The sequence below is a fragment of the Mycoplasma phocoenae genome, assembly GCF_012934855.1.
In the GTDB taxonomy this organism is placed as follows: Bacteria; Bacillota_I; Bacilli_A; order Mycoplasmatales; family Metamycoplasmataceae; genus Metamycoplasma; species Metamycoplasma phocoenae.
This window is the reverse complement of sequence record NZ_CP051481.1, coordinates 394,336-415,383: the sequence shown is the minus strand read 5'-3', so window position 1 is coordinate 415,383 and position 21,048 is coordinate 394,336. Positions and strand designations below refer to the sequence as shown.

Sequence of the window (21,048 nt, the reverse complement as noted above, 5' to 3'; positions counted from 1 at the left end):
CGTGATTTTTTTTATTCATAATTCAATCATTCTTGCAACTTGATATGTTTGTTTTGGTAGTGTAAAAAGTTTATAACACCAAATCATAAATTATTTAACAATACAAATAAGAGAATTGTAGATGCAATGCTTGCAGATACTTCAAATTTATATATTGTAAAAATTAGCAATAATGATATATTCAATGGGTAAAAAATCAAATCTGATATATTTAATTTTTCTTGAATTCTTTTTGAAACATTGTATGGTCTTAAACGATAAAAAGCTCTTGACACAAAATATCAACCATACAATACTACAGCTATAATTTGGAATGTAGTTGATAAATAATAAAAGATTATTGATATTGTTTCTGAATCAGAATGTAATGTAATAATTTTTACTAATTCCGATGCTAAATAGCAAGACACAAAAACAATAAATAAAATAACTAACAACCTTTTATAACTTGAAAATTTTAATGTTTTCATTATATTTATAGCTTCTAATATAACTGCAATGTAAATAACAGCTAAGAAAACTAATCTAAGATATTGAATTGTTAAAATAGCTGCATTAGAACCTGTTCTAGTAATGTTGTACATAGTTTTGTCTAAGATAAAAATCATAAACAACGCTATGTTTATCGCGCAAAAAGATATTACATCATAATATTTAGATTTGAATGAACTTTTATTAATCATTATTTACCTTCGTTTTGTCTTTGAGCTCTACGTTCGTCACGAGCACGTTCTTTAGCAAGTTTTTCAGCACGTTTAGCTGCTCTAACTTTGTTTCTTAATCTGATTTCTTTACGCATGTTACCTCCGTGTCTTTTTTAAATATTCTATATTATAAATGATTTTGTTATTTTTTAAAGTTTTTAGCCTTAGCAATTAAACTATCAATGTCAATAAATTCAGCATTAGAAATTTTTTCTTGACTTGATACTTCTTTATTATTTAATTCTTCAATATCTTTATCGATGATTAATTCTTGAGTTTGTTCAATATCTTCTCGTGCAATATCGGTTGTATTTTTATCCATTGAGTAAATATATTCTGTGGCATTGTCGTCTAAAACGAACGGTTTAATAAATGAACCTTTGTATTTTGTTTCAATTTTTGGATTTGAAAAATTTTCTCGAATGCTTGAAATTGGTACTTCAGATGGATCATATACTGACAATTCATTGTCTTTGTTGATGTAATAATAATTTATACCATCTGATTGAGTAGTTACATCCGCGAGAGTACTTGGTTTGCTTTTTAAATCGTAATACAATACTTTGGCTACGTTTTGTCTTTTGACTTCAGGAATATTTTTTAAAAGCATGCGCTTAAATTGTCCTCTGTCATTAGCTAAAATAATTTTATCTTTTTCGCTAACAATTAGTGCTGCTTTTATTTCATTGACACCTGTCTTAATAGCTGTGATACCACTTGCTTTCAACGAATAAATAGGCACTTGTGATTGTTCAAATAAATTGTATAAACCATTATTAAGAATTAGCAATAAGTATTTGTCATCTCTGCACATTTGAGCACTAATTACTGAATCATATTTTGTTTTTAGTTTCATACAATTGAATTTACGATTTGTTTGTAGACTTAATTCATTTAAATTAATTCTTTTTGCTAGTCCTTTTTTAGAAATAATTAACATTAATGCTGAAATACCGAATTCTTCAATGTGAACTACTTTAATAATGTTTTCGTCATCATCCAAAGCAACATAATCAGAAATATGATCACCCATATCTTTTCATTGATTATCTTTAAAATCAAAACCGTTAATAACGAAATAATTACCTTTGGAAGTTATAAACAATATTTTAGATAATGTATTAATAAGTTGACCAAATTGAATAACATCGGATTCTTTTAGTCCAAATGTACTCAACTGATTCGATTGATAAATTTTTGTTGAGATTTTTTTAACATAATTATCAACACTGACATACAAGTAAAAATCTTCTTTCTTCACTAGGTCTTTAGTTTCAACTTTTGTATCAATGTTTTCACTAGAAATGATTGAACGTCTTTCGATGCCGAACTCTTCAATCATGTTCTTTAAGATACTAATTAAGAATTTTTTAAATTCATTATCATTTTCTAAAAGAATTGTTATTCTATTTAACTCGCGTTTTAAATCTTCGGATTCTTTAATATATTGTTCTTGATCCATTTTTGATAATTTATACAATCTTAATTCAGCAATTGCCGTTGCTTGAAGTTCTGTAAAATCAAAATTACTCATAAGAGACTGAATAACACCCTTTTTCGAGCCTTCCGCTTCTCTAATAACTTTTATGATTGCATCAGATATTTCAGATACACGTATCAATCCAAGAACAATTTCCAAACGTCTCGATAGTTTTTCTTTATCATATTCCAATGAAAGTTTTTTATTGTTTCTTATATGTGATACATAAGTTATTAACAGTTGTTTTATACCCATTAATTTAGGAGTATTATTATCGATAGCAACCATGTTATAGTTGTAGTACTCTTTTAATTTTGTTTTTTGAAATAAATAGTTTAATATAGCATCAGGATTGACATCTTTATCTAATTCAATAAAAATGTTAATACCTTCACGAGACGAGTGATCGCTAATGTCTTTGATACCATCAATAGATTTATTGTAAATTAAATTTTGAATATCTTTAATTAAATCAATCTTCACAATACCAAATGGAATCTCAGTTATTTCAATTCCAATAACTTGATCATTTTTGTTTTTAATAAATTCGGTTTTGGCGTACATAGAAATACGACCCCTACCTGTTTTAAAGGCTTCAATGAATCCATCAATATCACTAACAATTCCACCAGTTGGAAAATCTGGACCTTTTATAATTTTTAACAATGATTCATCACTTACATTTGGATTTTTAATAAGTTCAATAGATGCTAATAACAATTCATTTAAATTATGAGGCGGTATATTTGTCGCCATACCAACAGCAATCCCACTCGAACCATTAGCTAATAAATTTGGAAACATGGTTGGTAAAACTACTGGTTCGTATTCTGTATCGTCAAAATTAGGCGCAAATGATACTATTTTTTTATCGATTTCCCCCAACAATAAATTAGATATTTTTTCCAACTTGGTTTCAGTATAACGCATTGCAGCAGCAGGGTCATCATCAATAGAACCTTTATTACCGTGCATATTGATTAACGGATATGCAATTTTTCATTCTTGACTCATTCTAATAAGCGCATCATATATACTACTATCTCCATGCGGGTGAAAACGACCAATAACATCCCCAACTACACGTGCTGATTTTTTAAATGACTTATCGTGTGTTAACCCCATTTCTCACATTGAAAATAAAATTCTTCTTTGAACTGGTTTTAAACCGTCGCGAGCATCTGGCAAAGCTCTATTTTGAATGACATATTTTGAATAACGACTGAATCCATTTGACATTATATTGTCTAGACTTTGGTTAATAATTTTTTCAATAATTTCGTTTTGTTTTTTTGCCATTATTTATCCTTAATTTCATAGTCATCTTCTAATGTAAAATCAATATTATTTTCAATTCATCTTTTTCTTGATTCAGCATTTGATCCCATAAAAACAGAGACTCGTTTTTCAGCAAGTAAACCGTCTTCGATAGATACTCGAATCAATGTACGTGTTGCTGGGTTCATTGTAGTATCTCACAATTGATCAGCATTCATTTCTCCAAGACCTTTATAACGTTGAACTGTATATGAACTGAATTCTTTAGTAACATCCTTTAATTCATCTTCCAATCAAACGTATTCAACAGTTTGTTTTTTGTTTTTATTACCACTTATTTTAAACAATGGTGGCAACGCAATATAAACATGGCCCCTTTCCACCAAGGGTCTCATGTGTCTAAAGAAAAATGTTAATAATAATATTTGAATATGAGCACCATCGGTATCAGCATCGGTCATTATGATTACCTTATTATATTCTAATTTGTTTATATCAAAATCTTCGCCAATACCAGTACCTAAAATATTGATGATAGTACCCAATTCTTCGTTTTTAATAACGTCAATTAATTTATCTTTTTCAGAGTTAACAACTTTCCCTTTAAGAGGTAGAATTGCTTGTTTTTTTGCGTCTCTACCTTGCTTTGCTGAACCTCCAGCTGAGTCACCCTCGACTAAGAAAAGCTCTCTTTCTTTTGGGTTTTTTGTTTGAGCGGGAGTTAATTTACCGCTTATTATTTTTTTATTATCTAATTTATTTTTTACTTTTCTTATTTCATTTCTAGCGTTACGAGCGGCATTTCGAGCATCGAATGATTTTTTAATTTTTTGTAATATGTTATTAGCTTCATTTTTGTTTTCATTTAAAAATATTTTTAAATTTTGTTGCATTATATTTTCAACAGCTTCACGACCTTGCGGCGTTCCTAATTTATCTTTTGTTTGACCTACAAATTCAAGGATGTGTTCAGGAACCTTTAGTGAAATAATAGCAACAATACCTTCTCTAACATCAGATCCGTCAAAGCTTTTATTTTTTAAAAAACCTTTTTCGTTTGAATACTCATTAATTATTTTTGTTAAAGCAGATTTGAAACCTGTTTCATGAGTACCACCATCTTGTGTTTTAACATTATTAACATATGATTGAATAATTTCTGAGTATGTGTCAGTATATTGAAAAGCAATTTCGACATTAATTTCTTTAGCTTCACCCTTAATGCAAACAACTTGGCTTATTGCGTTACGATCTGTATTGATATATTCAATATATTGTTTTATACCTTCTTTTGTTTCAAAAACTTCTTCGGTTGAGTTAAATTCGTTTGTAAATACTATTTTAATTCCAGGAATCAAAAAACTAGCTTCACGAAGCTTATCGATAATTGTATCGTTTGAATACCTTATTTTTTTAAATATTAATGGATCTGCTCAAAATTGGACCTTAGTTCCTGTTTTATCTGTTTTACCTACTGCTGTTGTACGAGTTAAAATTGTTTCCTGTTTAAACTCGGTAACATATTCTTGCTTATCTTTATAAACAGTAACTTTTAATTTTTCACTTAATGCATTAACTACTGATGAACCTACACCATGTAGACCCCCAGATACTTTGTAAGCAGTTCCTTCGAATTTACCACCAGCATGCAATTCAGTAAACACAAGTTCAACTCCTGATTTTTTAGTTTCTTTATGTTTGTCAACTGGTATACCACGACCATTGTCTTCGACAATGATTGAATTGTCTTGTTTTAATGTTAATTTAACTTCAGTAGCAAAACCTGCAAGCGCTTCATCGAATGCATTATCTAAAATTTCTCATACTAAGTGATGTAACCCGTTAGTATCAGTAGAACCAATATACATTCCCGGTCTTTTTCTTACAGCTTCTAATCCTTTTAATACTTTTAAATCGTTTGAATCGTAATTTGACATATTTTTAATTATATATATTCTTTTTTATTGATGACAAAATCGCAACAATTAATAACTAAAGATAGAAAAAGTTAAATAATAGCACGTTAAAAATTAAAAACACACTAAAAAAAATTAAAAACAGTGTTAAATATAGAAGCTAAGTTATAATAATTACAATATGATATTAAAAGTAAGTACAGCAGTCATAAAAAATGACAAAAATGAATTTTTATTATTAAAAAGATCTCCAGAAGTTCACAACCCTAACTTATGAGAACTTCCAGGAGGAAGATTGGATAAGGAAGAAGACTGATTACAAGGGTTGGGAAGACACATTAAATTAGAATTAAACACTGATTTTACTGATGCAAAATTACTCAAAGAAATAATTCATATTCATGAACTAGGCGAACTCCATATCAATATATACTCAATCAATGTATTAAATGAATTGAAAGCTCTTAAACATACCGAACACGTATTCATCTCTAAAAAGGGGGCGTTAAAATTACATTTAACAGATGGCGCTAGAGAATTTTTTGAATCACTTAAATAAAAAAGAGTTAGGCTCTTTTTTATTTATTGATAAAATTAGCAAAGAGGAAATATGCGCAAATTTTTAAAATTATTTTTAACACTAACGAGTGTGATAACTTGTACGAGTGTGATATCGTGCTCATTTTTTAATAATCCAAAAATTTTTAACGGATTAATTACTGATAAAGTGCCTGCTGAAATTAACAAAAAGTATGAACTTGTAACATTCCAAAATGAATCAAAAGAGTATTCAAATTTAAACAAAAAAAATATTAAAATTTATTCTTCAATCAAAGGTGGAATACCGTATATTAACATGAATGATTTTTTCAACAAATTCAGCGATGTTTTTAATATCAGTAACATTAGATTGTGGAAAATGAATGAATATGAATATTTTTACATATTTGATAATAAATTTAAAATAATATTTAATTCAAAAAATAATACAATTAGTTTTTATGATGAAAATGTTTTTAGTATTATGAAAAGCCCCACAAATTTAGATTTAAACGAACATTTATCATATGTAGGATTCAAACCTATCAACAAGGATACACAACATGCACGCGTGTTTGACTTCGGGAAATACAATATACAATTTTACAATATAGATAACAATACCTACATACCTCTTTCAATATTTAATTTATTATTCTTTTCTAAGAATTATTTCAATGTTTTTTATAACGGAAAGAATTTATATGGCGTGGATTTTTTACCAATGGGAGAAAAATATTTTAAAAAACTTTCGATAAATAAAAGTGATGTCATTGATGACAAATACTCGGCTGAATTTAATAAAAACTTTTTTTTATTTGTTTTTGATAATTTTTATGGATTAAAAAATAAAAGACAAATGAATAATGGAACTGAAAAATTCTTAATAAAAAAAGATTGATTAAAAAGATTGCAAAGTACTGATATAAAAATTAGGTTCGATTTTTACAATGAATTTGTTTTTGGCCATTTAAATGAACTTCATTCTTCAGTATTGAATAGATCTATGTTGTTTGGTTACGAGAGCAAAATAATAGCCAATCAATCATTAAGTTCTAAACGTAATGAATCAAACATTATTAAACAACAATTAATTAATAAAGCGCCATATTTAAAAGAAAAAAACAAAGATTTTTATATTGAAAATAACACAGTATTCATTCCTATTCAATCATTTGATGTTGGGCGTAAAAACGATAAATTAAACGCCGCACAAAACGATACATACTGAAAAATGTATAAAATAATGGATAAAATAAAAAAAATTAAACAGCCTATTAAAAATATTGTTATTGATTTGTCATTGAACGGCGGCGGTCAATTACATGCCATGCAAAAATTATCAGGTTTTATTGGTAAACATAAAAAAATTATCGCCTCTGTGGATAAATTCAATAACCAAGGATTCGTAATGGAATATTTAACAGATACAAACGACGATAACAGATACAATTCACTTGATGGTTATGATGAGTATAACTGATTCATTTTAACAGGAATAAACACATTTAGTGCTGCCAATCTTTTTACTCATGTCGCTAAACAAAATAATGCGAAAATTATCGGTAATAAAACCGGGGGAGGAATGTTTTCTACGATTCCTATTATGTTGCCAGACGGTACTGGTTTAGTAATTTCATCTAATTTTGGTTTTACCGGTGTGGCAAAAACACCAGTAAAAAACATTGACGAATTAGAATGAATTGAAGATGGTATTGATGTAGATATTAATATTAGTTATGATGATTATTACAACTTTAAAGAAATTGATAAATTAATAAATAAACAATAAAAAAGAGGCAATGGCCTCTTTTTTATTTAATATATTCTTTATAAACTTCTGAATAAGTTAAACCAGTTGTTTTATTTTTAAATGCAAATTTTATTGTTAATAAGTTACGCATGTCTTTATTTATATAACTTACTCAATTTTGAGTAGTTGGTTCTTTTATTATATCGTATTCATTTATTGGGAATAAATTTGGTCTTGCTTCATTTACAACTTTTTTGTATCATTCAAAAATATTATTTTTAAATTTTTCAGTCTTATAATATGAATCATTTATTGACTCATCACTATTTATCAGCCTATATAAATCATCTTTGTATTTATTGAAAACTTTTTTAAATACTTCTGAATTTTGATAATTTGTTGAAATATTAGATATTTTGACTTCTAAATTTTCGAATGTTTTAGGTTTAAATTTTTTATTTTTTGGAACTATTTTTACAGTTAATAAAATCGTATCATTAGTATTTTCTTTTAATTTAGCATCAGTAAATATAAAATCTAAATTTTTATCCATTCTTAAAGAAATATCACCGAATGAAACATAGTTTTTGATGTAATCATGAATACTAAAATTTTTCTCAATCTCTTTTTGAATGTTTAATCTGTAAATTATATCTTTAGCTGATTGATATTCAAAAATTCTTGGCAGAACAACAATGTTTTTACTGTCTTCTTCATATTCTTTTTGTTTGTATTTTTTTATTTTCGTTACCAAGTTATTGTAATGCACATAATAAATAACTGATCCTAAAAATCCCGCACTAACTAATCCAATTGTTAATCAAATTAAAATACTTTTGATTAAACTTTTTTTATCTTCTTTTGTATTATTCATTTATATTATCTTTACTTTTCTTAAAATATGTACGTTTTTTAGGTGCATTAGGATCACTTTTTGTAAATTTGCATTTAGGAAATGCTGAACACCCAATGAATTTTTGTTGATTACTTTTTTTGTAACGATATACAGTATTACTGTTGCATAATTCGCATTTTTCACCAGTGTTTTGCAATTCTAATTTTGATATTTCCATTGTTTGTTGAGCAATATCCAATGTGTTATTAAACTTTTCTCAGAAAGCATTCATTAAATTGTTTTTCTCGGCTACACCATTGGCGATATTATCTAAGTCTTCTTCAACTTGGGATGTATATTCTTCGTTAATTATTTTTTTAAAGTTTGTAACAAGTTTTTCACAAACAACCTTACCAAAATCAGTAGGTATTAATGTTTTTTTAACTGAATCAACAAACAATCTTTTTTTAATAATATTGATTGTTGTTGCGAATGTAGATGGCCGTCCAACTTTAATTTCATCAAGTGTTTGTATCAGGCTACCTTCGTTATAACGTGCAGGTGGCAATGTTTGTTTTTTTTCGTGATTATATTTTTTAACTTTAATATAAGTTCCAATTTCATATTCTGGAATCTTCTTACTATCTTCTTCGTCTGAATGAATGGCGCTATAACCATTGAATATTTTTTTAGAAAAACTCATTTTATATGTTGTTTCGTTATCCAATAATTCATATGAATAAATTTGCCTAACTGGCGGTGTCATTAAAGCCATAAGAGTTTTATTGTAAATCATGGTATAAATGTTTGCCATGTAATTGTTCAACTCATATTTTTTTACAGCTTCAGCAGGAGTTAAGTTTATATCAGTAGGCCTAATAGCCTCGTGGGCATCTTGGTCTCCGCTAAAACCCTTAACAGTTGAAGCTACGTATTCATTACCATATTTAGTAGAAATATATTTTTGAGCATAAGCTATGAATTTCGCACTTAAACGTGTTGAGTCAGTTCTAGGATATGTTATTAACCCGGTTTCAAATAATTTTTGTGCTGCACTTTGTACTATTTTTGATGAGTATTTGGCTTCTTTATACAAGATAGATTGTTTATATGGTGTGATTGCAGCATCGTTTCTTTTATTTACTGAATAATCTTTAACTAATAATTTACCAGTTTTTTTCGCCATTATTTCTTCAGCTGTTTTAGTTGGCAATCAGGTGTTTTTTTCCATTACTGATGGTTTTAAATAACATTGAGCAACGATATCATTTTCAATTATTGCTTCAATTATTTCATATTTAGTTGGAATGTATTCTTCGATCTCTTTTTCTCTATCACAAACTAATTTCAATGCTATTGATTGTACACGACCAGCTGATGGGACAACTGGAGAATTTTTAACCGTGTTTTTAATTAATTTAGATAATTTAAAACCAATAATTCTGTCAAGCATTCTTCTTGCTTTTTGAGCTTCAACTAAATTTTGGTCAATTAAATTTGAATGCGCAATTGCTTCTTCAATTGCTTCTTTTGTTATTTCATTATATTTAACACGACGATATTTAGTTTCAATATCGAGAGCATCGACAAGATTTTGAGCAATAGCTTCTCCTTCACGATCGGGGTCAGTTGCAATTAATACTTCATCAACTTTTTTAGCAGCTGATTTTAAATTTTTGACAATTGTTTTCTTGTTTGCTTCTAAAGTATAATTTGGTTCTCAATTTTCTAAATCTATACCTAAACGACCTTCTCCGGTTGTTGATAGTTTGTAAATATGGCCATTGGTAGCCATGACTGTGTAAACTTCTCCTAAATATTTTTGTATTGTTTTTTCTTTATTTGGTGATTCGACGATTAATAATTTTTGCATAACATTAATATTATTACAAAATCGAAACAATTTTGCAATTTTGGCATTTTGTGTTGATGTTTTGTATTCAATGTCAATATAAATTAAAACAAAATCAACCTGTAAATTTAAGTTGGAAATAGTTTTTTAAATAAAATTGGTATATTTTTAATTTATAAGTTTAAAAGTTATAAAGAAAAATTCAAGCTAGCAATATTAAGTTGCTCACTTGAATTTTGACTTGATATATTTAAAAACATCCAAGAATTATTATTTATTGTTTTTAAGTTCTTTAAGTCTTGCTGCTTTACCTTTAAGATCACGCATGTAGTATAGTTTTGCACGACGAACTTTGTTTTTTCTTACAACTTCAATTGATGCCACTAGAGGTGAATTTAATTTAAATACACGTTCCACACCAATTCCGTATGAGTTTTTACGTACTGTAAAGTTTTTAGCTGTACCAGCACCTGAGATAGCAATAATTAAACCTTCAAATACTTGAATACGTTCTTTGTCACCCTCTTTGATACGTACGTGAACACGTACATTGTATCCTTCTTTAATTTCTGGTAAGTCTGTTCTTATTTGTGTTGATTCTACTAATTCTAATAAACTATTTCTGCTCATTTTCAATCCTTTCAATAATGTCTGGTCGATTTTTTAATGTTTTTTCATACTTTGCTTTATTTCTTCACTGCTCAATTTTTTTATGATCTCCATTTAACAATACCTCTGGAACCGTGTAACCTTTATATTCCCTTGGTCTTGTATATTGTGGATAATCCAATAAGCCTATGCCTTCATGACTTTCCTCAAGATGACTTGATTCACGAATCACTCCTGGAGCTAACCTAGCTAATGCATCAGCAATAACCATTGCCGGTAATTCTCCACCTGTCAAAACATAATCTCCGATGCTAACTTCTTCGTCTATGAAATGTAAGATTCTTTCATCAAAACCTTCATAATGCCCCGCAACAAGCGTTATTTCAGTTTCTTTTGCATATTCTCTTGCTAATTTTTGATTAAATACTTTTCCCTGGGGTGAAAGCAATATTTTTTTTCCGCCAACCGTTTGCAATGCTAAATCTAACGGCTCAACTTGTAAAAGCATTCCTTGTCCACCACCATATACTTGATCATCAACTTTTTTATGTTTATCTTTTGAAAATTCCCTTCAATCAATAATATTAATTTGTAAATGACCTAATTGAATAGCTTTCGCTATAATTGATTCGTTTTTAAACGCTTCAAAGTATTTTGGAAATAAAGTCAAAATATTAATTTTCATAATTATTTATTACGATTTGCAATGTATTCAGCGTAGAAATTATCTTTTTTAAGAAGAGTTCTTACTGTGTCAGTTACTTGTGCACCTTGATCTAATCATTTGCTGATTAAGTCTTTTTTAAGTACAACTTCTTTACTGTGTGGGTTGTAAAATCCTAATTCTTCGATAAAACGTCCGTCACGTGGAGCACGTGAGTCGGCTGCTACAATTTTGTAAATGGCATTGAATTTTTTACCATTTCTTTTTAGTCTTAATTTAACCATAATGTTTCCTTTCAAATTTGATGTTTTTTAAATAACGAATATAGTATAACACAAAAATAAAGGTGTCAAGCAAAAAAGCTTAACATCTTGCATAATTTGAAAAAATGTTAAAATTAATGTGTGAAAAAAGAGGACCCATGAACTATATAAATAACTTGCAAAATAAAAGTAATAAAATTAAACATGATAAAAAATACAGAAAAGCAATATTAATAAGCATTTACAATTGAATAAAAAATAACATTGACGAGATTGAAAAATCTTTATTTTTAGATTTACATAAACCAAAAACCGAGTCATATTTATCAGAAATTCAAATAGTTCTTAAAGAAATAAGAATTCAATTGAGTTTGCTAAATTATGCTTTTAAAAAACACAGAGTCAATCCGTTCAGTATTGCTCAACCATTGAATTGGAAAATTAACTCTAAGTATTACAAATATGAACCCAAGGGAATAGTTTTTATAATCGGTCCATTTAATTATCCATTCCATTTGGTATTAATGCCTTTGATAGGCGCTGTCGCAGCCGGAAACAAAGCATTAATAAAAGTCAGTGAAAAAACAAAAAATACTGCAGAAATTATTGAAAAAATGATTAAAGAAACGTTACTGAAGGATGTATGCATTAGTATTGAACATGATTGCGATATTGCAACGATAAACGAACAGATCGAGTCAAAACCAGATTTAATTTTTTTTTTACAGGAAGTGAATTTGTAGGTAGAAAAATAGCAACTAAGGCTGCGTCTTTAGGTATTGAATATATCTTGGAATTAGGTTCTCCATGTCCTGTGTATATAGATAAAAATGTGAATATAAAATCAGCGGCTAAAAGAATTGTTTGGGCAAAAATGTATAACTCCGGACAAACTTGTGTATCACCGAATCATTTTTTAGTGCACGAAAGCGTATACGACGAATTTAAACAAGAATTGCAAATTCAATTGAATAAGCAATACCCAAACTTATGAGTAAACAATGATTATTCACACATAATTAATATTGAACAATTAAACAACATAATGAATTATTTTCAGAATACACACAATATTTTTATTTCTCACAACGATTTAAAAATTATTCCGCAAATTGTTGATTGTGACATTGACAAAAATAAATCAATGATGACGAATGAAATGTTTTCAAATATATTTGCATTGTTTAAAATAAGAGATAAGAAACAAGCATTGGATTTGTTTAACTCCTTAAATAATTCAGCTCTCGCTAGTTATGTTTTTACAAACAACAAACAAACAATAGATGATTTCATAAAAAATACAAACTCAGGCAGTTTAGCAATTAATGATGCTTTGATTCATATCAGTGAATTGAAATTACCTTTCGGAGGGATTAAAAGCAGTGGTCAAGGAAGATATAGACATAAGTTTTCCATTACTTCATTCAGTAATGCAAGATCTTATTATATTTCACGAAACTTAAACGATTTTTCTTCAAGATTTGCACCATTTACACGCAAAAAATACAACTTTTTACGAAAAATTATTAAATAATTAACACAATAGTTAAATTTTTTAAAAAAATGCCGTATATAAAAACTACATTCATAAATACATATTATTCGTTTAATGTCCTATCTTTATATTAAACACATTAAAGTTTAATAAAAATAAATAAGAGAGTAAACTTAAAAAAAATACTGTATGACAGTATTTTTTTAAATTAATTCTTTTTTTAATACACCAATATATGGTATGTTACGCATTTCATCATTTCAGTCAAATCCATAACCTACAACGAATTTTTGAGGACAGTCGAATCCGAATTTATCAACTGTAAAAGGTATTTTTCTACCACCTTTTTTATCTAATAATGTTAATACCTTCAAGCTTTTTGGGTTTCTATTGTTTAAAAGAGATACGATTTTAGCCATTGTATAACCTGTATCAACACAATCTTCAATAATCAATACATCTTTGCCTTTTATATCATGTGCTAAATCCATAATAACCTTAACATTACTATTTGATTTTGACCCACCTTCATATGAACTCAATGTCATGAAATCCACTATTAAATCACGTTTGATATTAACAATTAAATGAGCAATGAATGGTATACAACCTTTTAAAATTCCTACTAATATTAATTTATCATTTGAAGGATAATTATCATCTACTCATTGTCCTAGTTCTTTAATCTTATCCTGTAATTCTGTTTCTGAGTACAATATTTCTTCAATTCTATAATCCATTTCCATTAATGTTCCTTATTTATTTTTGTTTGTATTATTCTTAAAGCTTCTTTTAGTACTTGATCTTCAGTTAAATTGTTTGTATCAATTACAGCATATTCTAAATTATATTTTTTACACATATTTGAAAATGATTCAAAATATAAACTGTGTAATGTTTTAAAATATTCATAATTTTCTTCTCAGTTATCAATCTCCGCTTCACGACCTCTTTGAAAAATACGTTTTTTAAATGTTTCAAAACTGATATCTAGAAAAATTGCAAAATCTGGTAATTCGTTACGAGTGATAATATTTTCAAATATCGCTTCATATGCTTTTCAATAATTTAATGGTTTGTCTTTTAATAATATTTGCGCAAACAAATGGTGCTCCAAACTAAAGCGATCCAAAAATATTAAATCATCTTGATTTTGTTGTTTTAATTGTTTTAATATTTGTTGTAATTTTGAAGCATGATTTTCTAATATATATGCTTGAAACCCAATACTTATGTTTTCTTTTTTCTCGTATAATCATTTTAAAAATGTGTTAAATACTACATCATCATCTTCAAACTCATGTAACAACTCTGAGCTACTGAAATTTTTGTGTAACTTTTCTGATAAACTCGACTTTCCTGAAGCGATCATACCGCTTATACCTATTAACATTTCTTCCCCTTTTTTTAATCTTCAATTTTCATTATTTTAACTAAAAATAAGCGATTTTATTAAAATTAATAAAATAATAAAAAGCAGATTGTCTGCTTTTTACAAAAAATATAAAATTAGTGAATTTCATCGATTTTAACTTCGTATTTAATTGGAGCATCAACTTCAACAATGTCGCCTACTTTTTGACCTAAACATGCTTTTGCTAATGGTGTATGGTTTGATATTTTTTTGTTAAATGGATCAGCATCTAAAGCTCCAACTATTTGAAATTCCTTAACTACGCTTTCGTCATCTTTGTTGTGAATTTTTACATATGAACCTATTGTTACAATGTTAGCTTTTTTACCTTCGACAATTAATTCGTAGTTTTCTAGTATGTGTTGGATTTCAGCGATACGCCCTTCAACCTGAGCTTGTTTATCACGCGCAGCATCATATTCAGCATTTTCTGAAAGGTCACCTTGCCCACGAGCTTCTTTTATTTCTTCAATAACTTGTGGACGAAGAACATTTTGTAAATGGTTCAACTCATTTTTATAATCATCAAGCGATTCTTGTGTTAAATAAATTTTTTCTTCTGTATTCATTGTTACTCCTTATTTTTATAGTTTGTTATTATAATTATTTTTATTTTTTTAAATTTCATTTTTTCATATTTAAGTTTATTATCTGTTTCTAAACGATCAAAAATAGAATTTAATTGTTTTTTACAGTATTTATTATATAAGAAAATGCATATTCCATTGTCTTTTAAATGTTCTAATGATTCATTTAGTGCGTTTAATGGATCAAGATTGTAATCTAAATTAACTATTAACTGCGATTTCATTGTTAATTTATTAATTGTTTTGAATGAATCTATGTAATTTAAATGTTTGTATTTTGTAGTTTTAGCAATGTTTGAAATATTTGCTTCAGGACAATTTACTGCTAATAAGTTTGCAAAATAATCATCCTCATCATCAATGATTGTTATATCAGTATATTTATTTACTAAAAAGGTATTCAATACAAAAGCACTGAATAATGAATGGGCTTTTGTATTATTAGTCTTTTGTTGTAATTCTGTTATTACGTTAGCAAAGTTCGGATTACTTTCTTGAATTGATAATATTTGTTTGTTTGTTTCATGTATCTTATATTTTGCTTTTAATGTTTTCAGTCTCAAATGCATAATCACATAAACAATGGTTGCAAAAAATATTACTACAAAAATCGATATTAATAAGATGGTTTTTCAAGTAGGCCAATCTACTTTTAATCTTTCTACTTTTAAAGTAGCTGAAAGTATTTGAGTTGAAAGTATATTATTCATATCTTGAATCTATAACATCAACTTCGTCTAAAAATTGATCTAGTAAAATTTGTGCTTGTTCAGGTATTTCAGCTGGAATATATTCTTCTCCATGGACTTCGTAGCATAGTACACTCTCTTCGTCTTCGTATATATTTGCATCTTCCGGAACAACAAACATAAAATGTGTATCTTCTTCGTCCGCTTCAAATAAAATGAATGCTTTAAATTTTTTATTGTTTTCATCAACCAAAACAATTTCTCTTTCAGGATCGTTTATGTCGATTGTAGGTATTTTATTAACGTCTGTCATACTTATTTTTTAAGATAATAGTTCAAATAATCTTCAAGGATTAATTGAGCTGCTAATTTATCTTTTACTCCCTTTCTTTTCTTTCTTGTGTATCCAACTTGAATTAAAATATCTTCTGCTGCTTTTGTTGAACTATGTTCATTCACTAAAACAACAGGTAATTTAAATTCGTTTTCCAAGATGATTTTAAATTCTTCAACCATTAATGTTCTTTCACTTTTTGTATTATTGCTTCTTAATGGATGGCCCAAAACCAATGTATCAATATCTTTATATTTTTCTATATAAAATTTAACTTGTTCAACCACTTTTGAAAAATTATTTTCTTCAAAGCGATAATTATCAAGACCTGTGGCTAAAATACAGTCTGAATCAGTAATGGCAAAACCACATGTTCTTGTTCCTAAATCTAATGATAATTTTCTCATTATTAAATTAATGACTCAATAAATTTGAATACTTTTTCTGTACTTAAATCAGTCTGAAAACTACCTTGACTGGTGATTTTATTACCACCACCTTTTCCATTGTATTGTTTAAATACTTGTTGTGCATAATAGTTTGCATCTTCAGTTAATGAAGCTACAACTAAAAACGCTTTCCCATCGTTGATTGTTAAAGCAAATATTAAAGCTTCAGGGTATTTCTCTCTCAATTCAATGGCTGTTTTTTTGTTTTGCCCCATATTATCAATGGCTGCAAAAATTATGGTTTTGTTATTCAATTCAACTGGAATAAATTTAGTTAAATCAATTGACACATTTTGTTTTTGTTTGTACAATTCTTTGTAATCTTCTCTTATAGAATTTTCAAATTCTTTTAATTGATCAATAAATTCTTCCATTTCAATGTTATTTGTGAATTCATTTTTGATTGGACATTTTTTTGAATAATCACTATTTAATTCTTTGTTTTTGTTGATTACAGAATTTATTGTTTCTGAATATTTTTCTATTTCTTCTTTTAAGTAATTTTTAACTAATTCATTTGAAGTGACTACTCTTAATCTATAAATACCGGTACCTTTGTTTTCTATTGAAGTTATTTTAAAATCTTGAATAAATCCAGTAGATGGTGAGTGAGTACCTCCACATAAGTCAGTGGTGATACCATCGAATTTAACTACACGTACAGCACTTTGATCGTGATAATCACTTTCACTGATTGTCATGTAGGCCCCAATTTTTTCAGCTTCTTTAACACTCATTATATGGTATTCTCTTTTAACATCTTGTGCAATATATTCACGCATTGTTTTTTCAATTTGTTTAACTTCTTCTGGTGTAGGTTTTTGGTTTAATGGGAAATCAAATGTAAAATAATCATGCATTATGCTTGATCCCAATTGTTCAATTTTGTCTTCAGTATATGTTGCTCTTAATGCGGAGAATAATATATGAGTTGCTGAATGCCCTCTCATGTATCCTTCACGCATTTTTTTGTTAACGAAACACTCTACTGAATCTTTATTATTTATAATTCCTTTAACTTTGTGAATGTGGTTTCAATGTTTATCTTTGAAAACATCTAATATTTCAATAACATTATCATTTTGTTTGATGTAACCAAAGTCATGGAATTGTCCACCAGATGTCGCATAAAATGGTGTTTCTTTTAAAACAAGATATGAAACTTCTTCTTCGTCGCTTGTTCTATCTATTTCTTCTGTTTCATTAAATATACTTACAACTGTAGTTTTTTGTTCCGTTGTTTCATATCCAGTGAATTTTGAAACAACCCCTTCAATATTATCTAAGGATAAAATTACTTTTTCCATTGCATCTGAAGTTTGAGATCTTGATTTATTTTTATGTTCTTCTAAAAACTTATTGAATTCTTTAATATCAATTGATAAATTTTTCTCAATCAAAATTTCATTTGTCAATTCTATTGGGAAACCGTATGTGTCAAACATTTTGAAAGCAATAGCTGTAGAAATGTTTCCATTTTTTTCAATTTCTTTTTCAAGTAATTTTTCACCTTGATTAATTGTTTTAGAGAATAGTTTTTCTTCTTCTTTAATAACATTTGATACTTCTTTTACGTTTATGTCATAAATTAATGAATCAGAAACAGCTTGTACCAATTTATGTAAAAAAGTTTTATCTGTGATTTTTAATTTTAATCCTGAACGATAACTACGACGAATTAAACGACGAATAATATAACCCCTACCAACATTTGATGGTTTTACTCCATCATTAATAGCATTGACTGAAGCTCTAATGTGATCAGCTATGATTTTGAATTGAGTATTTATTATTGCTTGATTTTTTTCTTTTGTGAAATAGTTATTAATATCGTATTTAAACGTTGTAAGTTTTTCAATTTCCTTAATAATACCTTGAAATAAATCAGTGTCAAAGTTTGTTGGTGCATCTTGCATTATTGATGTGATTCTTTCCAAACCTGCACCAGTATCAATGTTTTTATTCGCAAGTTCAGTGTAATTATTTTCTCCGTCATTATTGAATTGACTAAATACTATGTTTCAAATTTCTATATAACGATCATTTTCAATATCTTCTTTTAATAATTCAATACCTCTTGAATCATATTTTTCTCCACGATCATAAAATATTTCGGTGTCTGGTCCACAAGGTCCTTGACCTACATCTCAAAAGTTTGTATCTCTTGTTCCTTTAATTAAATGACTTTCATCAATTCCTAATGAAATTCATTTATTGTATGTATCGTGATCTTCTTCAAAATATGTTATATAAATTTTGTCTTTTTCAATTTTTAAAACATCGAATATGAATTCATATCCAAATTCAATTGCTTCTTCCTTAAAATAATCACCAATACTGAAGTTACCTAACATTTCAAAGAATGTGTGGTGTCTAGCTGTGATTCCAACATTCTCAATATCATTTGTTCTGATTGATTTTTGTGAGTTAGTTAATCTTGGGTGTGGTGGAATTTTTTTTCCGCTAAAAAAATCTTTTAATGTAGCTACACCGCTATTGATTCATAATAACGATGGATCATTTACAGGTATTAAGCTTTTCGAATCCACCTTTAAATGGTCTTTTGATGCAAAAAAGTCTAATCACATCTGTCTAATTTGTTTTGATGTTAACATTGTTTCTCCTCATATAAAAATGTTTTTAATTTATTGTCTAAATAAACTTTGTCAATAATTGCTCCACCCACAACTTTTTCGCCATCATAAATAACTAGCTCTTGTCCTGGGGTAACGGCTTCAGTAAGTGGATAAGTAACTTCTACTTTATTATCATCCAATAACCGCATTGTTACTGGAATATCTTTTTGTCTATAACGGAATTTAGCCGTTAAGTTATTTGCTGAATATTCTTTTGCAATAAGATTGAAATCATTTGCAACTAATTTATCGCTTTGTAAATAATGTTTATTATCTTCATTTGCGACATAAATTTGTTTTTTAGCAATATTGTGTCCAACCACAAAATAAGGTTTTTCAAATCCACCCAGATTCAACCCTTTTCTTTGCCCGATTGTGTAATACATGGCGCCAGGATGGTCACCAACAACAGAATTAGTTGCTATATCAATAATTTTTCCAGGCTGAGCTGGAATGTAATTTTGAAGAAATTCAGTAAATCTCCTTTCCCCAATAAAACAAATTCCTGTTGAATCTTTTTTATCTGCTGTGATTAATCCCGCTTCGGTAGCAATTTGTCTTATTTCAGTTTTGTTATATTCTGCTAAAGGGAAAATTGTTTTAGACAATTGTTCATTGTTTAATTGCGCTAAAAAATATGTTTGATCTTTGTTAACATCTTTCGCCCGATACAACTCACCATTTATCGTTTTTGCGTAGTGACCCATGGCAATAAAATCGGCGTTTAGATTATTGAATGCATGCTTTAAAAATGCGTCAAATTTTATATATTTATTACAAAAAATATCTGGATTAGGTGTTCTACCTTGTTTATACTCGTTTATTAAATAAGTAAACACATTGTCCCAATACTCTTTAACGAAATCAACACGATGTATTTCAATCCCTATTTTTTTAGCTACTGCGACAGCGTCCAAATAATCTTGTTCTTGCGGACATATGTTTTGAGATATTTTTTCATTTCCCTTAAAATCATTGTTCAAAAAGCTATCTCAATTTCTCATAAATAATCCTATAACTTCATGCCCTTGTTCTTTCAATAAATGAGCACAAACACTAGAATCTACTCCACCGCTTAAACCAACTACGATTCTTGCCATATTCATCCTTTCTATGTGTAATTTGCTATTATTTTTTTCAACTTTTTATCTTGTTCATTTTTAATAATTTTATTTCTTTTATCATGCACTTTCAAATGTTTAACTAATGCAATTTCTATTTTTATGTTGTTATCTTTTCAGTAAAACATTGTTGGAATGATTTGTAATGATTGTTGTTCTTTTTTGAATCTAATTCGATAAATTTCTTTTTTGTGTAAAAGTAATTTTCTTGTACGTTCATAATCAGCAACGACATGCATATACTGACCTATATGAGTGTTCACTAAAAATAATTCATCATTTTTAATATTACAAAATGAACCTTTTAGATTGACATTGTTAGCACGTAATGATTTGACTTCTCACCCTTCCAAAACAATTCCACATTCATATTTTTCAATCACATCATATTCCATTTTTGAAAATTTATTTTTTGCAATTATTTTCATT

21 protein-coding genes are annotated in these 21,048 nt (G+C 28.0%); 4 read left to right on the top strand and 17 right to left on the bottom strand.

Annotation, left to right across the window (positions count from 1 at the left end; genetic code table 4):
- Positions 1 to 11 precede the first annotated feature (11 nt).
- The 3 genes from HGG69_RS01740 to parE form a co-directional block, all read right to left on the bottom strand.
- Positions 12 to 683: a hypothetical protein gene (locus HGG69_RS01740; RefSeq protein ID WP_169605087.1), complete on the bottom strand. Its 672-nt coding sequence runs from the start codon at positions 681 to 683 to the stop codon at positions 12 to 14.
- A gap of 163 nt (positions 684 to 846) precedes the next feature.
- Entirely contained in the window at positions 847 to 3,483 is a 2,637-nt protein-coding gene (locus HGG69_RS01735; protein ID WP_169605086.1) for a DNA topoisomerase (ATP-hydrolyzing), read from the bottom strand.
- Entirely contained in the window at positions 3,483 to 5,399 is a 1,917-nt protein-coding gene (parE, locus tag HGG69_RS01730; protein ID WP_169605085.1) for a DNA topoisomerase IV subunit B, read from the bottom strand. Before parE ends, HGG69_RS01735 begins: the two co-directional genes overlap by 1 nt.
- Before the next feature lie 160 nt (positions 5,400 to 5,559).
- Here parE and HGG69_RS01725 point away from each other — a divergent pair, with 160 nt between their 5' ends.
- Together HGG69_RS01725 and HGG69_RS01720 are read left to right on the top strand one after the other, a co-directional pair.
- Positions 5,560 to 5,937, top strand: a complete 378-nt coding sequence (locus HGG69_RS01725; RefSeq protein WP_169605084.1) for an NUDIX domain-containing protein — start codon at positions 5,560 to 5,562, stop codon at positions 5,935 to 5,937.
- A gap of 51 nt (positions 5,938 to 5,988) precedes the next feature.
- Positions 5,989 to 7,710 carry a S41 family peptidase gene (locus HGG69_RS01720; protein ID WP_169605083.1) on the top strand — a complete coding sequence of 574 codons (1,722 nt, stop codon included), beginning with the start codon at positions 5,989 to 5,991 and terminating at the stop codon, positions 7,708 to 7,710.
- 22 nt (positions 7,711 to 7,732) lie between these two features.
- On the opposite strand, the gene HGG69_RS01715 is transcribed toward HGG69_RS01720, so the two are convergent.
- The 5 genes from HGG69_RS01715 to rpsP form a co-directional block, all read right to left on the bottom strand.
- On the bottom strand, positions 7,733 to 8,545 hold the full coding sequence (locus tag HGG69_RS01715; RefSeq protein ID WP_169605082.1) for a hypothetical protein: 813 nt from the start codon (positions 8,543 to 8,545) through the stop codon (positions 7,733 to 7,735).
- Positions 8,538 to 10,379, bottom strand: coding sequence for a type I DNA topoisomerase (gene topA / locus HGG69_RS01710; RefSeq protein WP_169605081.1), 1,842 nt, complete (start codon positions 10,377 to 10,379; stop codon positions 8,538 to 8,540). Before topA ends, HGG69_RS01715 begins: the two co-directional genes overlap by 8 nt.
- A 249-nt stretch (positions 10,380 to 10,628) precedes the next feature.
- Complete coding sequence (gene rplS, locus HGG69_RS01705) at positions 10,629 to 10,988, bottom strand: 50S ribosomal protein L19 (protein ID WP_169605080.1); 360 nt, start codon at positions 10,986 to 10,988, stop codon at positions 10,629 to 10,631.
- A complete protein-coding gene (gene trmD / locus HGG69_RS01700) occupies positions 10,975 to 11,652 on the bottom strand; it encodes a tRNA (guanosine(37)-N1)-methyltransferase TrmD (protein ID WP_169605079.1) in 678 nt (225 codons plus the stop codon). Before trmD ends, rplS begins: the two co-directional genes overlap by 14 nt.
- Positions 11,653 to 11,654: 2 nt before the next feature.
- Positions 11,655 to 11,915 (bottom strand): 30S ribosomal protein S16, encoded by a 261-nt coding sequence (gene rpsP, locus HGG69_RS01695; protein ID WP_169605078.1) that lies wholly within the window; start codon positions 11,913 to 11,915, stop codon positions 11,655 to 11,657.
- A 137-nt stretch (positions 11,916 to 12,052) separates the two neighbouring features.
- Between rpsP and HGG69_RS03175 the strand changes: the two genes are divergently transcribed.
- Both HGG69_RS03175 and HGG69_RS03170 read left to right on the top strand, forming a co-directional pair.
- Entirely contained in the window at positions 12,053 to 12,637 is a 585-nt protein-coding gene (locus HGG69_RS03175; RefSeq protein ID WP_272869880.1) for an aldehyde dehydrogenase family protein, read from the top strand.
- Positions 12,559 to 13,428, top strand: coding sequence for an aldehyde dehydrogenase family protein (locus HGG69_RS03170; RefSeq protein ID WP_272869879.1), 870 nt, complete (start codon positions 12,559 to 12,561; stop codon positions 13,426 to 13,428). The genes HGG69_RS03175 and HGG69_RS03170 overlap by 79 nt, the downstream gene beginning before the upstream one ends.
- Positions 13,429 to 13,592: 164 nt before the next feature.
- Here the strand turns inward: HGG69_RS03170 and hpt are convergent, their stop codons facing one another.
- From hpt to smpB, 9 genes are all read right to left on the bottom strand, one after another.
- Positions 13,593 to 14,135, bottom strand: a complete 543-nt coding sequence (hpt, locus tag HGG69_RS01685) for a hypoxanthine phosphoribosyltransferase (RefSeq protein WP_169605077.1) — start codon at positions 14,133 to 14,135, stop codon at positions 13,593 to 13,595.
- Positions 14,135 to 14,782: a deoxynucleoside kinase gene (locus HGG69_RS01680; RefSeq protein ID WP_169605076.1), complete on the bottom strand. Its 648-nt coding sequence runs from the start codon at positions 14,780 to 14,782 to the stop codon at positions 14,135 to 14,137. Before HGG69_RS01680 ends, hpt begins: the two co-directional genes overlap by 1 nt.
- Positions 14,783 to 14,898: 116 nt before the next feature.
- A complete protein-coding gene (gene greA / locus HGG69_RS01675) occupies positions 14,899 to 15,372 on the bottom strand; it encodes a transcription elongation factor GreA (RefSeq protein ID WP_169605075.1) in 474 nt (157 codons plus the stop codon).
- 2 nt (positions 15,373 to 15,374) lie between these two features.
- Positions 15,375 to 16,100 (bottom strand): BC85_0335 family putative methyltransferase, encoded by a 726-nt coding sequence (locus HGG69_RS01670; protein WP_169605074.1) that lies wholly within the window; start codon positions 16,098 to 16,100, stop codon positions 15,375 to 15,377.
- Complete coding sequence (locus tag HGG69_RS01665; RefSeq protein ID WP_169605073.1) at positions 16,093 to 16,392, bottom strand: hypothetical protein; 300 nt, start codon at positions 16,390 to 16,392, stop codon at positions 16,093 to 16,095. The genes HGG69_RS01670 and HGG69_RS01665 overlap by 8 nt, the downstream gene beginning before the upstream one ends.
- A 2-nt stretch (positions 16,393 to 16,394) precedes the next feature.
- Positions 16,395 to 16,820 (bottom strand): Holliday junction resolvase RuvX, encoded by a 426-nt coding sequence (gene ruvX / locus HGG69_RS01660; RefSeq protein WP_169605072.1) that lies wholly within the window; start codon positions 16,818 to 16,820, stop codon positions 16,395 to 16,397.
- Positions 16,821 to 16,822: 2 nt separating this feature from the next.
- Positions 16,823 to 19,477: an alanine--tRNA ligase gene (gene alaS / locus HGG69_RS01655; protein ID WP_169605071.1), complete on the bottom strand. Its 2,655-nt coding sequence runs from the start codon at positions 19,475 to 19,477 to the stop codon at positions 16,823 to 16,825.
- Positions 19,471 to 20,598, bottom strand: a complete 1,128-nt coding sequence (mnmA, locus tag HGG69_RS01650) for a tRNA 2-thiouridine(34) synthase MnmA (RefSeq protein WP_205852855.1) — start codon at positions 20,596 to 20,598, stop codon at positions 19,471 to 19,473. Before mnmA ends, alaS begins: the two co-directional genes overlap by 7 nt.
- Before the next feature lie 11 nt (positions 20,599 to 20,609).
- Positions 20,610 to 21,047: an SsrA-binding protein gene (gene smpB, locus HGG69_RS01645; RefSeq protein ID WP_169605069.1), complete on the bottom strand. Its 438-nt coding sequence runs from the start codon at positions 21,045 to 21,047 to the stop codon at positions 20,610 to 20,612.
- Between the last annotated feature and the right edge of the window lies 1 nt (position 21,048).